This window comes from Paenibacillus sp. J22P165 (assembly GCF_059692015.1).
Map to the genome: position 1 here is coordinate 655,532 of NZ_JCAUAP010000002.1, position 16,452 is coordinate 671,983.

Annotated in this window: 12 protein-coding genes; 1 reads left to right on the forward strand and 11 read right to left on the reverse strand. The window is 45.7% G+C overall.

Features of this window, described 5'->3' with window-relative positions; genetic code table 11:
- Positions 1–36: 36 nt before the first annotated feature.
- From AC58QM_RS07115 to AC58QM_RS07145, 7 genes are all read right to left on the reverse strand, one after another.
- Positions 37–1,941: an FAD-dependent oxidoreductase gene (locus tag AC58QM_RS07115; protein ID WP_497282543.1), complete on the reverse strand. Its 1,905-nt coding sequence runs from the start codon at positions 1,939–1,941 to the stop codon at positions 37–39.
- A gap of 1 nt (position 1,942) precedes the next feature.
- Positions 1,943–2,746 (reverse strand): hypothetical protein, encoded by an 804-nt coding sequence (locus tag AC58QM_RS07120; protein ID WP_497282544.1) that lies wholly within the window; start codon positions 2,744–2,746, stop codon positions 1,943–1,945.
- Between the two features lie 46 nt (positions 2,747–2,792).
- Entirely contained in the window at positions 2,793–5,129 is a 2,337-nt protein-coding gene (locus tag AC58QM_RS07125) for a helix-turn-helix domain-containing protein (RefSeq protein WP_497282546.1), read from the reverse strand.
- Positions 5,130–5,156: 27 nt separating this feature from the next.
- Positions 5,157–6,050: a carbohydrate ABC transporter permease gene (locus AC58QM_RS07130; RefSeq protein WP_497282548.1), complete on the reverse strand. Its 894-nt coding sequence runs from the start codon at positions 6,048–6,050 to the stop codon at positions 5,157–5,159.
- A 21-nt stretch (positions 6,051–6,071) separates the two neighbouring features.
- Positions 6,072–6,977, reverse strand: coding sequence for an ABC transporter permease (locus AC58QM_RS07135; protein WP_497282549.1), 906 nt, complete (start codon positions 6,975–6,977; stop codon positions 6,072–6,074).
- A gap of 82 nt (positions 6,978–7,059) precedes the next feature.
- A complete protein-coding gene (locus tag AC58QM_RS07140) occupies positions 7,060–8,685 on the reverse strand; it encodes a type 2 periplasmic-binding domain-containing protein (protein WP_497282783.1) in 1,626 nt (541 codons plus the stop codon).
- 826 nt (positions 8,686–9,511) lie between these two features.
- Positions 9,512–11,962, reverse strand: a complete 2,451-nt coding sequence (locus AC58QM_RS07145) for a carbohydrate binding domain-containing protein (RefSeq protein ID WP_497282550.1) — start codon at positions 11,960–11,962, stop codon at positions 9,512–9,514.
- Positions 11,963–12,184: 222 nt separating this feature from the next.
- Between AC58QM_RS07145 and AC58QM_RS07150 the strand changes: the two genes are divergently transcribed.
- Positions 12,185–12,307, forward strand: a complete 123-nt coding sequence (locus AC58QM_RS07150; RefSeq protein ID WP_497282552.1) for a hypothetical protein — start codon at positions 12,185–12,187, stop codon at positions 12,305–12,307.
- A gap of 120 nt (positions 12,308–12,427) precedes the next feature.
- Here the strand turns inward: AC58QM_RS07150 and AC58QM_RS07155 are convergent, their stop codons facing one another.
- Genes AC58QM_RS07155 through AC58QM_RS07170 form a run of 4 tightly spaced genes read right to left on the reverse strand, consistent with a single transcriptional unit; the run spans position 12,428 to position 16,436 of the window.
- Positions 12,428–13,660, reverse strand: coding sequence for a DegT/DnrJ/EryC1/StrS family aminotransferase (locus AC58QM_RS07155; protein WP_497282553.1), 1,233 nt, complete (start codon positions 13,658–13,660; stop codon positions 12,428–12,430).
- A 33-nt stretch (positions 13,661–13,693) separates the two neighbouring features.
- Positions 13,694–14,791 (reverse strand): neutral/alkaline non-lysosomal ceramidase N-terminal domain-containing protein, encoded by a 1,098-nt coding sequence (locus AC58QM_RS07160; RefSeq protein WP_497282555.1) that lies wholly within the window; start codon positions 14,789–14,791, stop codon positions 13,694–13,696.
- Complete coding sequence (locus AC58QM_RS07165) at positions 14,788–15,708, reverse strand: N-acetylglucosamine kinase (RefSeq protein WP_497282557.1); 921 nt, start codon at positions 15,706–15,708, stop codon at positions 14,788–14,790. The genes AC58QM_RS07160 and AC58QM_RS07165 overlap by 4 nt, the downstream gene beginning before the upstream one ends.
- Positions 15,705–16,436: an SIS domain-containing protein gene (locus AC58QM_RS07170; protein WP_497282558.1), complete on the reverse strand. Its 732-nt coding sequence runs from the start codon at positions 16,434–16,436 to the stop codon at positions 15,705–15,707. Before AC58QM_RS07170 ends, AC58QM_RS07165 begins: the two co-directional genes overlap by 4 nt.
- Positions 16,437–16,452 lie beyond the last annotated feature (16 nt).

Genomic DNA, 16,452 nt, shown 5'->3' on the forward strand with positions numbered 1-16,452 from the left:
CACCCTTCCTTCCCTCATCCTAAAATAATGATTCTTTTAGCCTGCGCTAACCGCATTTTCCCCGAGTCTCCAATGCTTCAATTCTTTTTCAATCACGAACCGAATATTATCGACGATCGAAAACTCGTAGGTCCCATACGGCCGATGTGTAATTCTTTCCACGTAGTCTCCATTGGCAACCACTTCTCGCAGGGCCCTGCCAATCTCATTTTGCATGGAAGCATGCTGTTCACCAATGCGAATGAGCGCGATAACAGCATGGGAGAAAAACTGGAAATACGTATCGTTGTATTTCTTCTGCCTCGCAGCTTCCGTTCCGTCTCCTGCATTGTAGAGGGGCCGCTTGATTTCCTCTGGATCCTGTAAAAGGCGAATGAGCTCGGAAGCTATTTCCTTATCCTGCATTCTCCCCAGCAAATAGATGGCCATGTATCCGCGCATTTGATTGTTTTTGCGGCAATCCTGCAGAACGAGCGAGTCCCGCTCCATGACCATGGCACGTAGATCTGGCAATGCTGCCTCATCCTCCAATAGTGCTAGGGCGAAGGCACAATGCTTGCGAAGGGAGTCAGTTCCTTCCTGACCTTCCTCCATCCAAATGTGCAAATGATGCTTCATCACATCACCAAGTCTTTTGCAAGACCAGATCGCCACGCCTGGTTGCTCGCTCATTAAGCCTAGGCGGATCTGATCCAGTTCGGTTAGCCAAACTATCGGCAGTGCCGGTTTCCTCCCACCCGGATATGCAAATTCATACCCTTTATCGTTGTGGGGATCATAGCAACCCGTTTCAGTTAGATGCTCGATAAGCACTACATACGGTACATCTTTCAGTGCCAAATCGTCCTTTATCGCAATAAATGCTGCTGTGGCTGCGGCTTCGCCTGACTTTTGCATATCTCTGTTCATTCTCACACACGTGGATAAATCATGATCGACAGATAAGCAGCGACCTGCAGCGAGCAACCCCTCGAATCCCTTAGGGATCATAGCTCCGAGGGGGACCGGAACCGTAATATTGGCTGCTCCTAGATTACTGGCAACAAACCAATCTTGCAGATGCTGACTCTCGAAAGCATGGTCCCGACCATGCTTATCAATATCCGCATTGGCATAAAACACAGGCTGTTCTGTCGTCCTATCCGCGAAGAAATCCCCGAGTGCAATTGTCTCTTCACCTTTTATCAAACGGCCTTCCCTTACACCCAATAAAGGAGCGATATGCAGCAGTCGATTCTCGTTCGAATACGTTTCTTCCAAATGCTGCGCATGCGCAAGAACCAAAGCCGTGGAAAATGCATTTCCATCCGTTTGGTTCGTACAGCCGGAATCAAAATTTCTCCAGCTTACTTTATTACCTGCAGCGAATACCTTCACACTTGTAAAAGGCTGTGTTCGGCCATCCAGCTCTCGGCCGTATTGAAAGTCACCCCCAGCCAAGTGAACCGCTTCGGCATCTCCTGTACAATCGATCAACACCTTGCAGTTGACCGACTGCATCCCTCTAGCTCCTATGAAGCTCACACCTCTTACTTGCTTGCCCTCCAGATAAACACCTGTTATGGCTGATTCGTAAGCAAGTTCCGCGCCATAGCGGATCGCTTCCTGCTCCAGAACGTACTTCTTAGCCTCTACGTTGTAAGCACTTGACTTCGTGTAGATCGTATCCACATAGTCTGCTACCTTCTCATCCAACTGTTCGTATAATCCACCGGTAGACCCGAAATAGTAACCGTTAACGGAACCGGCCGTTCCCATGCCGCCCATACAGTTCATACGCTCGATGCCAAGGACTTTCAGTCCTTTGCGGGCGGCGGTGATTAATGCAATCGCGCCTGATGTGCCAAGCCCCGCTACAATTACATCATAGCTTTGGACAAATTCAGGTACCTCGATGTTTGTAACTGCTATGGCACCATTCACATTTTGTGATAACTGCATGCTAGTTCTCCCTTCCAAACGCAAGTCCTGCCTCGAATGCCTCTAAAGGATTACGAAAAGCACCGGATGGATGACTCCACCAGTTCGGCTCAATGGCAGTCGGCTCTTGATTAATATGAAGCTCGAAACAGCCAGCTATAGCAGAAATCGTCCACTTCTCCCATACATCCGGCCTATTCGCCCAAATGTGATGCAGCTTGTGTCTAGCCGCAATCCAATCATCCTCAACATCAACGGGCACTTTCACAATCAATTCACCCTGAAGCTTGCCAGTAACAAAGCGAACATCTTCCATGGTGAACAACGGCACTTCCAAGCCCTCTTCACGACAACTCAGCATCGCATTCAAGCTTTTAGACACGACACTACCTGACAATGTGCTTTCTGATCGGGTGTCCATAATGCGATCCGTTTTGAACCGGCTGAAGCCAGAGGCATTGTACACCGTGACTTCGAATCCGTCAGCTAGGCTGCGGATTTCCGTAACATCGGTATGCAGCATGATCGAAATGGCATCCTCAGCAATCTTGTTGTAGAGGACAGGTGCGATTGCGGGAATGTGCACACTCCCCTCCTCTGACAAGATGCCTCGATCGAGTAATTCTTTTTTCAGCTTCTCACCTTCTTCGGTTACAGGTGTATGTTGCCATCCCTCCCCTAGATGATAGCTATTAATGAATTCATGTCCGACATGCGCTGTTCTTTCAATTACAAGTGCAGCTTTGTTGGTATACGCTGCTCCCAGCCCTGCAAATGTCGCTCCTAAAATAATCATCGGATAATACCGATGCTCCATATGAACCACGCTGCATCACCTCTTTTCGTTGTCTGGACAATCCAATATCGAAGAGTTAATATTTTTTGCCTTCCCGATAAGCGCTTGGTGTAACCCCTTCGTACTTCTTAAATACACGGATGAACGTGCTGATACTGTAAAAGCCTACAAGATCACTGATATCTTTAATCAAAATGTCATCCTGCAGCAGAAGCGTTTTGGATTGATCCACTCTATACTTATTGATATACTCGGTTAAATTATCGCCAACTTGCTCTTTGAAGTAACGGGACATATACGAAGGATGTACATTAAAATTGGCAGAAATAGTTCCAATATTGAGATCTTGATCGCGGTAGTTTTCGGAAACAAAGCTGAGTACATTTTCCTTCAAACGGATTTTCTTGTTACTCTTCTTTCGTTCATCCACATATCCGCAAATTTTTTGTAAGAACTGCGTCATGCGCTCTCGCATCGAGGCGACGGTACTCCCGTTCATGAGCTCACGGATCGCAACCAAATTTTCTTGATAAATCTCAGGTTGATCTAGATTAGATTCCATCGCTGCCTTCATCATCGTACTGCTAATGTCAAACATGAGACAACGAATCATATCGACTGAGATATTTTTTTCAGCCAGATTATGGTCAATGATGTCATCTAACATCGCCTTCGCACCAGGGAAATCTCCTGCATTCACATAGTTAATTAACTGATGTTCCTTCTCCATTGTGTAGTCGTACGACGGCTTCTGCACTTTGATCTGATCATGCCAAATGATCGTCTGACCGCCAAGCAGCATCCGGTACTCCATCGCTTCCAAAGCCTCTAGATAAGCTACGGGAAGCTGCATGGAAGATTTATGAATGGAGCTGATCGATACGGTGAACAAAATGTGAAAGCGATTACTAATAAACCTTTGCGACTCTTCCGCTAAGCTTTTGAGATCAGCAATTGCGGTTTCAGTCGATGTGCCCGGCTCAAAGTTAATGATACAAGCAAGCATTTCGTCTATTTCTGTCATCCATCCTTGATGCTTCTGTCCTGCAAGCTCCTCCACAATATTCGTCATAATGAGGTGAACGAATTCACGCTTCTTCTCCACATCCTGCTCATCATGCCGAAAGAAGCCGCTATAATCATCGAGATAAAATAAGACAACGGCAAAATCCTCAGAACGCAGCTTGATGCCATATTCCGGAAGGACGTCTGCAATCGGAAAATCGTTCTCGATTCTGCCTTTGAGAAGCCGCACAAGGAGATTGGATCGCAGGGTCTTATTCTGCTTCTCAATCGTACGATTCATATCTTGATAGCGGCCAAATGTGTTATCAATCGCTTCTTCCAGATAGTCATACTCATTGGACTTGGCATGACTTAACGTCTGATTGCCACTGCGTTCAGCGACGCTGCGCACAAGCTTTTGGAGAGGCGAATAATTTCTTCTAGCGAGCAGCACGGCAATAATTAAGCCAACAATTAAGGCAACAGCTAACATGAGCAGTGACATATTCCACACATACTCAGACTTTTCACTATACAATTTGGCAGGAAGGACATAGACATACTTCCAGTTACTCTGCTGGGATTCGATATATGAGAGAACGACCTGTTCGCCATCCCACACAGCGGACGTATTTCCGATACTTTCTCCACCTTTTTTGGAAAAATCAAAAGTCCGCTCCCGCGCTTTGTCGCCTTCAGTCGAAGCCAATAGCTTATTCTGAGCATCAAAAATGTACACATTTCCTTGATTATACGTTTGGATATTGCGAATGGATGACAAGAGACGTTCTTCATTTAATTCAATAACAAGTGCGGCTGGATAGGAGCCGCCTTGTTGAATAGGAAGTCCTTGGGTATAAATAATGCCATTTTGCACAACGCCGCCTAGCTCGAGAAAGTTATAGAAAGAGCCCCTTTGGGTTTGTGCCAGGTAATTCCGCCACTGCTCCATGGAGATTCCGGTGGCGCTAATATTTTGCTTATAAAATAACTCGCTTTGATAATAGGAACTATCGCTAAGGACAAAATCTCCGTCGGGGAAGTAGATATAAAAGTTATTGACGTACCTTTTGGAAATGTTATAGGCTTTGAACTCCGCTAGCAGCTGCACGATCGATAGTCGTTCTGTGGTACCAATATCTTTCTGAGCGCGTGCCAAGGTGCTGACCCTCGGATTAAGAGAGATAACCTCCGTCAAGCGATACGTGTAATCAATGTAATTGTCAATCTCTTGCTGAAGCTGTGACAATAAAGCTGAATTCGCTTTAAAAATCTCATCCTCAATAACCCGTCGCGTTTGCATGTGAGTTGCCGCCATCAAAATAATTGGAATCATCAGCACTATCGCATAGGAACCCAGCCATTTGCTTCGTATGCCACGCCATTTCCAACTATACCTTAACTTCATGTCACTACACCTCGGATGCCAGTTTTCTTATTCCTTCACCGACCCTATCATAACACCTTTCACAAAGTATTTCTGCAGAAAGGGATAGACAAATAGAATAGGCAAAGTCGCAATAATGATCGTGGCATACTTGATACTTTCTCCTACCGCTTCTACATCTTCGATAGCAGCATTTCCCGACATGTACGACGTATTGTTCTGAATTAATATTTCACGCAGAATCAATTGAAGAGGAAATAACTCTCGATCACGGAGATAGAGCATCGCACCAAACCAGGAATTCCAGTGTGCAACGCCATAAAATAACAGCATAACAGCCATAACCGGCATGGAAAGCGGGATGACAATTCGGAACAGTATCGTGAAATCTTGGGCGCCATCCATCCTAGCTGACTCAATCAGGCTTTCAGGTATCGTACTAAACGAAGTACGAAGAATGATTAAATTCCAAGTGGAAATAAGCCCAGGAATAATCAACGCCAGCAGATTGTTGCCTAAATGCAGCCAATTGTTAACCAACAGATACGTCGGGATCATACCACCTGAGAAAAACATGGTGAAGACGATCATCAGCATAATGTGCTTCGTCCATACAATGCCCTTACGTGATAACACGTATGCGCCTAGACTAGTCATAATCAAATTCATAGTAGTTCCTACAATAACTATGAATAGCGTGTTCATATAACCGCTTATGATATTCGGATTTTTGAATACCAGTTGATAGGCTTCTACCGTAAATCCAACAGGAGCCACAAGCAGTCCAGTTTGCGCGATCAGTCTCTTAGAATCACTCAACGAAGAGAACACGACAAATAGGAAGGGATACAACGTAACCGCGATCATCAGTACCATAAACAGGACATTCAGTATTTGGAAGATCGTTTCTCCCGTACTTCTACGAATCGAATTAAGTACCATTTGATTTCCTCCTGCATCGCTTTACCATAAGCTGTTCTCACTAACTTTCCTGCTGATTCGGTTGGCCGTTATCAGCAAGATGAAATTGATGGCAGCTTGGAATAATCCGATTGCGGTCGCATAGCTAAATTCGAAAGAGCCCTGCAAGCCTTTACGGTACACGAATGTACTGATCATATCTGCGGTAACATACGTATTGGGATTATAGAGAAGGATAATCTTCTCGAAGCCGACGTCCAGCATATGGCCAACTTTTAGAATAAACAAAATAATAATGATTGGCATCATGCCTGGGATCGTCACATTCAGGATTTGTTTCCAGCGATTGGCGCCATCAATCCTCGACGCTTCATACAGTTCAGGATTAATGCCGGTGATGGCAGCTAAGTAAACAATCGATCCCCAACCGACTCCCTGCCAAATATCAGAGATAATATAAATACTGCGGAAATATTCCGGATGAGCGAGTAAGACCTGCCGTTCCATGCCGAACCAAACCAAGATGTCCGTAATAAAACCATCTCTAGCTAGAAACTGCGTAATCATTCCACACACAACAATCAGGGAGATAAAATGCGGAAGATAGGTGATCGTTTGAACGAGCTTTTTGAACCGCTTGCTGACAATTTCATTAATAAGCAAAGCGAAAATAATCGGTGCTGGGAACGAAATTAAAAGCATGTATACATTGAGCAGCAGCGTATTCTTCAGCAGTCGCCAGAAGTAATAGCTTTGGAAGAAGCTTATGAAATGATCGAATCCCACCCACGGACTGTGCAGGAATCCATCCGCAATCCGATAATTTTTAAATGCAATGATTGCTCCATACATGGGAACATAATGGAAAATAATATAAAAAAGGACGACTGGAAAAATCATGACATACAAGTATTTGTGCTTTCGGTAGTCGTTAACTAGCCATGACATGCCTCTTCCTCCTTTCACTTGCGAATTCGATAGGGCGCCTTCGCTTGGCAAGAAGCGCCCCTACGCATCCGAGATATTGTGCCTATTTACGGCTGTTGTAACGTGTTAGCGCAGTTTGCTTAAGTGTAAGCGCTTTATCAATTTTCATGTTTTTCAACTGTTGCACGTATTTATCGTAATTCGTAAGAGGCTCAGAGCCCATGATAAATTTCAGAACCATTTCATCTCTGTACGTTTCCACCTCTGCCATAATCGCCGATAGCTCTTGAACCTCATCGTTCGTATGCGATACGCGTGGGAAACGAGTTTTATTAATATTTTTCACATACTTATTGAAAATATCTACTGCTTGCTTCTGTTGATCGAACTTATAATATTGCTCTGTATAACGATCATCACCGACAAAGCCTGGTGCTGGTGTAGACACACGCAGGTATTTCGCCATAGCTTCGCCGACAGACAGCTTCTCTGGATTGTTTACAATCAAATCCGTATATCTCGGGAAGTTGTTATCCGATTTAAACGTGACGCCTTCTACACCGAAGGATTTCAAAATATTACCTTCCTCGGAATATAAATAATCTAACCATTTGGCTGTTTGCGCTGCGTTCTTATTCGAAGGTGTAATCGCCGCGCTTCCATCACCACGATACTCGTAAGCAGCTACGAAAACATTAGGCTCTTGCCCCTTTTGCAGAACAGGATGTTGAAGTGGGACTAAGTCAAAGGTTTTATCGTTCGCTGGAATGGCATTCAGATACTTGCCCATGCCACTGCCGATATAAGCGATGAATGCGCCTGACCCTGCATTTGTAATTTTACTGTCTTTCGCTTTTGCATCTTGTGTAGCGAAATCCACATCTAGTAAGCCTTCTTTATACCAAGCATTCATCTGAGTTAAATATTGCTTATAGGACTGCTCGACAGGACCATATTTAACCTTGCCATTGTCGAGATAGAAGCTGTTGCTGATGCCGTAGGCACCGATAAACCGATCCGATTTTAACTCGTCACGCGTTACAGTAAGTGGTGTTTTGGCACCTTTCTTTTCTTTGAAAGCTCGAAGGACCGTCGTCCATTCATCCATGGTTTCTGGTGTTTGCAGGTTAAGTTCCTTCAGCCAATCCTTCCGCATAACGAATCCGCTGCTCACATCCGAATGACCCACTCCAATCGCCGGGAAGGAATAGATGGCACCTGAATCCGTGCTTATATCTTTCTTCAAATCAGGATGATCTGCCAAATACTTCTTCAGATTCGGTGCATTCTTATCAATCAGATCGTTCAGAGGAATAATGACCTTGTCCGCGATAGCCTTCTCTGGACCACCTGGATACGTGGTGAAATTGTATTCAATCACATCAGGCAGATTACCGGAAGCAATCAATAAGTTAAACTGCTCTTTCTCACTGCCAATCGCTGGATGCTGAAAGTCAACTTTCACACTTGTTTTCTTCTCTAATTCCTTATAGAACATATTCTCACTATAATTCTTCATGATACGTGCTGAATCCGTTGGTAAGCCAACCCAATACGACAGCTTAATAGGAGCTGTTGATGTTGCTGGTGCCGATGAACCTCCAGGCGCCGTAGATCCCGCAGGTGCTGCCGAGTTGTCCACCGAAGATGGAGAAGAACCACAACCTGTTACGAGACTAGCTGAGATTGCAAAGACCGAAGCAACTTTAACGGCAGTTAAACTTTTCATAAGTTTCAATGATCTGACCTCCTTATAATGTATCCCATGTGCCCCCCACTGTATTGGCCTGTGTTCCGTGGATTGACCTTAGTATACCGAGGGCTTATCTCTCGTGACAATCTGTAAATCATGAGATGGCTTCGCATTTGATGACGATGTCATGAGATGCAAAGTCAAAGCATGAGATGCACATGATGAAAAGCACATTGCTGTGGTTATTGCAAAACCACTTTCGGAACATACGTTCTAATGTCGCATCAACATTCACGTAAGTGCCATCGGCATTGTCCGTTAACTCCACATATCCCAATGTTCCTGTTGTAAACGGATGTGTTTCCAGCAATACCACGTGCCAGCTGGTACGGTTTGCTCATTCACTCTATGACGCACTTTGCATCACCACCACACTTCGATTTCATCTCTACTTCTACCTCTCCCCCTACTTCTGCAACCAAACCATTCTCCCCCACCCCAAACAAATTAGATGGATTTTATGTAGTTAATTTTACTGATTCCCCCCATATGGAAGCATTAGATGGATTTCCTACAGGTAATTTCAGCTCAAATCCACCAAACTGCCAATCGTGCTCGGATTAGCTGTACTATTTCCATCTAATCTCTAAAACCAACGAAAATCTGCACAATTAGCTGTACATTATCCATTTATTCAAAAACTAGCTACTCAATTGCCCAATACGCCCGGAGCCTTGGCACCACGTGTGCATCACCTCCACACTCGCCCCTTCCCCCATCACCCTTCCTACATGCAACCTACCCCCAAACCAAAAAAGGAGTTGCCGAAGCAACTCCCCTCCTTACGCGAACTTATCTGCGATTAATACGCATATCGCACTAATTCCGTATGCCCACCAGGCAGCACGTAGTACAAATTCTCATACTCATCTGCAGCTAGGAAATAAGCGCCACTAGAGCTGATTATGGTGACAGCCTTCGTGGAACGATTAATCTTGAACAGGTAGGTTCCACGGATGGTGCCGTAAACATAGTTCGGATCTTTCGAAACGGTAAGCAAAGTGGCATCTACCCAAGTACCCTCGCCATTGTAATCCACATCAGCAAACTTTTCTTGGAAATAATCAAACGTATTTGTCGTAGGATTAAAGATAAACAAGTACCCTTCGGCCATGCCCCATATTTTACCGTCCACCGTATGCATTCCTGTAATGCCAGTCAATCCGGAAACAGGGAGTGTATATTCCCCGCTTTTTGTTGCGGTCGCCACATCATAGACGAAGAGCTTCGCTTGAGTTTGCGTTGGCGCCAAACCATTGCCCCCTTTAATGGACGTCCCTCCGTAGACTTTGCCATTATAATAGGCAAGTGCGGTGACACTTTGGTCGGTGACAATGTCTTTTTTCAGCGTGCGCGTATTGGTAGTCGGATCATAAATCGTCAAACCACCCTTCAAACTGCCATACTCAGCTACGTTGCCCATGAATATTTTACCGCCGCCACTTATCATCTCAACTGGCCGATCCATACCGTCACTCTTCTGATCAAATAAGAGGGTCGGATTCGTACTCGACCAGCTAAGGGCTGGGTTGAACTTCCAAAGCTTCGCGCTTCCGTACGAGGCGAAATACGTATAACCATTTAACGCTAAGAAGCTATAAGTTTGAAAAGGGGCTGCATAGTTTTCATCGGGGTACCCCTCGTTTGCATCTCCACGCATCGGTGTATATCTGCCAATACCACCATCCAAGTACCCACCCGAATAAATTTTACCGTCGGAGCCGCCGCCAATTTGATTAATGATCGTCGTAAGCTCCGGCATTCCGCTCACATAAGCGATACTTGTATTTCCGGTTTGCAGATTGTATTTGAACAGACTCATACGACCATCCTTTGACCCATACACCACAAGCGAATCTCCAGGGAAATTCGTCTGGTCAGCCAACTGTACCCAGCCATATTTATTAGCTCCTAGATCTGCTGTAACTCCAAGATTAGTAGATGTTTTTGCAACAAGGTCATAGGAGTACAATTGAGCACCAGATACATAGTACACCTTGCCATTTAGAGCTGGAGAAGGCAGTGCAGGCAGCGTTGCATCTAGGGTTGCGTTCCCACTTGCATCAATACTCATCGCAAGCACAGTCCCGCTCGGACGCAGTCCAGCAAACAACTTGCCGCCAGTGAAATTCAATTCGTAGACGAACGTTTCACTCGCGTAAGCAGCTGGCAATATATTCGTTTTCGCACCCGTTGTGTTGTCGAAACGTACTAAATTGCCGTTCGTTCCGGTGCCAATATACGTGACGTTCGAGGCCGCATCATATGCTAGACTACGCACATATTCTTCAGAAGGCCAGATGGGCTTCGTATTAATCATGGAGAAACCGGCGCTCGGCTCGTATTTAAAAAATCCTGCGTCCCCGAAGCCGCCGCCATATATTTTGCCACTTGTTCCGGCCGTTACTGCGTAGATATTCTCGCCGCCTGTATACGATAAGCCAAGGTCAGTTACCGAGGTAGATCCCGGTGTATAACGATAGACGTGTCCGTTCGAATACGCACCAAAATATATTTTGCCATCGGTCGCAGTAGTCGCCCCCCAAGCTCCCAAGGCACCTGGAAGCGGATAATTAGCAACGACCGCATTCGTATCCGCATCAATAATCGACATCATCGCGTCACTTCCAGCTGAGCCTGATCCAACGGTATAAATCTTGTCTTGGCTCGTGCTAATGCCAAAAGTCGTACCAAGTGTTGACGTATGAACGACTTGATTACCCAACGAAGTAAATTCTTTTGTGATTAAGACATCATCCCAATACGCCGTCGATACGGAACCAATGCCCGCATAGAGCAGTACAGAAACCTTTGCTGTATTAGCCGGAGCCGTGTATTTCACCTGTGTTGTCGTCCACTGATTTGTAGGCGCAGCTACGTTTACGATGCCGTTTCCAATAACGGTACCGCTGCTATTCCAAAATCGCAGATACATGTCAACGTTTCCGCTGACGAGAAATACTTTGGCATAGGCCAAGTAAGTCGTTCCCGCTGTCGCATCAAACTTCACACTCTCAAGCCCAAGATTAGCCGTCGTGCTGCTATCCACAATCTTGGCACTTTGCGTACCCGTATACGCTTGCTCCGTACTTGCTGTTATACCTGTAGTCCCATAGGCTTGTGTCCAGCTTGATGTCCCGCTTTCAAAGCTGTAGTTCGTAATCAACATATCGGCTGCAGAAGCTGAGAACACCGTGCTAATTAATGATACGATAAAGAGCAAAACAACGGCTGCGCTTACCTTTCGTTTCATCCTTCATTACCTCCTTTTGGTAATTGAAATGCATAACCATGTAAGACCTGATACATGACAGGCTCATCTTGGTGATGTGGACAACGAACAGTGGCATCCCCCCTTTCAAGCGGACAATCCTTCTTATTTTGTTGGCTCTGTTAAAGTTAGTTGTTGATAATTGAATAATTTTTACAATAGTGATATCATTACATCGTAAAGTTTTAAACAAGGAGTGATTACGTGGAAATTTTTGGTATTTGCGGGCTCGCTTTCGGACTTATTGCTTTTACGAATACATTGACCAGTATTAAAAAAGTAAAAGAACTTGAAAAGAGAATTGCTGATTTAGAGGGAAAATCGTGAACCAATGTCTCACTCAAACGGGTGCATTGATTGAATAAGACTATATTACAAAATAGAACTCCCAGACAATTGGTGGTTCTATTTTTTTCACTTACTATCAACATTAAAATTTAACAGAGCCTATTTTTTAAAATAAAAAGCTGCCACTTTCCGAATCGCTCGAATCATATCCTCGATATCCTCATCCGTGTAAAATTCGCTGATTGGCAGTCGAATGGCCGTTTGTAGAACTGTTTCCGCACGAGGACACAAGCCTCTACCATACTCTCGATCCGTAAGATCGAATGGAAAAGAGCTCCCCAAGTACGCTTGTTTGGCTGTGAAAAGCGGCTGCATATAGACAACATCCGGAATATAGCCGGCCGAGTTTGGAATCCCTTCTGCCTGCAAAGCAGCACTGAATTCATCGCGAGTACAAGCGAAAGCTTCCAAATCCATTCGAAACATGTAGAACCAATATGTAGACTCATTCCCTTCGGCGACTGTTGGCGTATACAAGCCTTGCACATCCGCTATGCCCTCTGTAATGCGATCCCCTGCTTCTGTTCGGCGGCCACAAATCCAAGGCAATTTCTTCACCTGCGCAATTCCGACAGCACCTTGAAGCTCAGTCATTCGGTAGTTCGGCGCTACATAGTGGAGATCACGCGTCACCCCGTTGCCAATTCGTTGGTAGTTCTTATCCGCAAAAGCATGTGCCCGGAAATAATCGCGCTCATCCCCTGTATTAATGGTTACCATCCCCCCATCACCCGTGGAGATATGTTTATAATCATTGGTGCTGAAGCAGCCATACTCCCCAAGTGTCCCTGTTAATTGACCTTGGTAACGTGACAGATAGCTTTGTGCGCAATCTTCAATCAGGACTAAGTTATGACGCTTCGCCACCTCCATTAACGCGGTCATTTCACATGGATTCCCGGCAAGGTGAACGGCTATAATGGCTTTGGTACGCGGAGTAATACTAGCCTCCACAGACGTTGGATCCAAATTGTACGTGCGAAGATCTACATCCGCAAATACAGGAATCGCATTTTGATACAAAATGCCAATCAATGTTCCTTGATCTGTAATCGGACTCGTTATGACCTCATCGCCGACCGAAATCCCTGCTGCTCCAAGGGCAACATGAATAGCTGCTGTTCCTGAAGAAGTTGCCACAAGATGCTCAACGCCATATAAATGACCAAAATCAGCAAGAAACTGCTTTACTTTCGTTCCATGATGATAAAATAACGTGTTCTGTTCCAAGGCACTTAACAGCTCTTGCGCTTCTTCACTTCCGAATCTTCGGCCAGTTCCAAATGGCGTCAGCTTCGTTGGGGTGCCGCCTTCAATCGCGAGTTTTTCCACTATATCCCTCCAGTGAGCTTCAATTACTTCCAATTATTCTCTTGCATATTGAAGAAAAAGCTGGCAATCTTCCCTTGAGATTCGGCATACCTCAACTTCGTATCCTCCCAAATCCCAAGCCTGCTCATCCGGTATGTACCCGATATAGCCATTGGCGTAGCCAATGATGAGTTGATTGTGCATTTTGGCTACACGGGCATAGCTCGAAAAGATTTCACCAGGAACTAACCACAATCGCATACCGCCTAGTTCAATCCACTGCTGAAACCCAACCAGCCATCCCCCTGTCCGTTGGTCTTGCAGCCAGAGACTTTCATCCCTCAAGAACGTATATCGGGACAACGAAGCGATTGGACGGCTCGTTTGCAAACTCCCAACCAGCCCATTCCCCATACGCTCCGCTTCGACCGAATCTGAGCCTTGTCGCGTAAATCTTGTAGAGATATCCCCAGCAGCTCCGTTTGCATACAAGAAGACACTGCCATGATGTTGGTTTTCCAAAGCCGCCATTGTTACTCCGGGAAAATCGCCAGAGACAACCGATTCTTCCCAGCCAATAACCGTGGGATGGCAGCTAAAATGAAGAAGCCCACCCAGCGTTTCATTTGAATAACGGTCATACACATGTAACCAGTAAACCTCTGGATCCGCTTCTGCAAAGGCATCACGACGATTGGAGGCAATGTCGCTACAGGTAGATACCGTCCATTGCATCACTGCTTCACACCTACTAGCCAACGCCTGCTCTATGCCTAGCGCAATAAGTGAGGCTAGTTCTTGCCTATACGCCGTTGGGACGTGAGTCAATTGCTCCGTCCATAATCCCTTGTGCAATACATCGGGAATACCATCGATCGCCGAATGCGTATGCGTTGCAATTAAACTAATTTGCTGTGGGTGCATACCGAAACGCTCAACCGCAATGCCACAAACATCTTCACGAAGCGCATGATCAACACCAAGCAAATCCAATGAAATGAAAGCAAAGAGTGTACCCTCTGATTCCCCTGTCATACAACGTGCATATAGCGGGGTATGAAGGTTGTATGCCTGGTGTTGCCGATGTTCATAGCCCCCTAGCGTAACCGGGAGCGATGGTGTTATCTCTATTTTGGCAAACCCTATTTTCATTTATGATCTCCTAACGCCTGCATTGCCAGCTTAACAGCTCCATAAACGGGAGTCTGTTTCGGAGGTATCAGGCGTTCCGCCCACGATTCAAGGTAATTTCTAAGTGGCCGCAGTATGCTGCCTCCCATTTGAAAAACGCCACCCGCATAAGACAAAGGTGGAGGAACGGACCAGTGAGATTGTGCAAGAAGATGTAAATAATGGACCGCCAATTGTTTAGCCGCATGATCAAGAATGCGCAGTGAAACCGGATCGTTCTGCTGTGCACATCGCCCGACTTCTTGGGCAAGAGCAGCAATCTGCTTCCTTGACATCTCGCCATATACTTTTTCTATCAAACTCTCTTCGCTCTGAAAAGATAATCGTTGCTGGAGCAGCTCCTTTAACAGGGTCGACTCTCCTCTGCCATCCAAATCCATGGCGACCGCTTGCAGAGCGTCTCGCCCAATCGCATATCCGCTTCCTTCATCACCGAAAATTGGACCAAAGCCCCCACAACGTCTGAGTATTCCTGCTTCATCCAATGCATAGGCCACAGACCCGGTACCCGCTACGACAATGACCCCCGGCGAACCATTCAATGCACCTATTAACGCAATACGTCCATCCGCAACTCCTTGAACCTGAGCTTGAGGAAAGAAACCAGCTATTAGGTTCACCGCCCAATCCGGCTCCTCTTCTCTAAGCATGGAAGCTGATCCTAGACATATAGACGTGAGACAACCCTGGCTGCTTGCCAGCCAATGTGTCATCTCCTTCAATATTCCTTGCAAATTAGTTCCAGAAATCAAGCTGTCATCCGTCAACGCATTCATACCACCGCCGATAAATCGTTGGGTTTCACCCGTCTTTACTTCTACGAGCAGCGCTTCTGTCTTGGAACCTCCACCATCAATCCCTGCCACAAAGGTTTTCAACTCGCGTCACTCCCTCCAGAAGGAGGGTTGTTGCTCAACTGTGCGTTGTGTGCATCACCTTTGGCCACATTCGCACTAACATAGACTGGCGGGACAAAGCCTTGAGCCAAACAATTCTTAACCGTTTGAACGATGATCGCATTTAAGATAAAAGCTCCGATAATTGTGGACGTTGGCCCAATGTACTGCTGCATCTCTTCGACATAGACGGATGCATCGCCAACGACACCGCAGTTATCAATGACAATATTGGCAATTTCATAGCAGCGTAATTGACTAGAGTGTCTAGGTAATTCCTGCATAGATTGCTTTAAATTGGTAATTGCAATCACAGTGGCCCCTCGCTCTTTGGCACCGAGCGCCATTTCAACTGGAACTGCGTTGATCCCTGAGTTGGAGGCTAGAATAAGTACGTCCCCCTGAGATACCTTATAAGTATCCAATAAAACAGCCGCATAGCCTTCCAGTCTTTCTAGCTTTGTGCTTTTGACTCCACCTTCGTGCAGCATAAGACCGCTCTCTAGAATGGGAATAATATCTTTAAGTCCACCCGCGCGATAAAAAGCTTCCTCTGCAATCATATGAGAATGCCCCGTGCCAAAAACATAGATATGACGCCCGGCTACCAACGTATTTGCCAACACCTCAGAAGCACGTTTCATGGCATCGATCTGGGACTGCATAACGGAGGATAGCATGCTTTGTACATTGGACATAAATGTTTCCATCGGTTTACAATCCTCC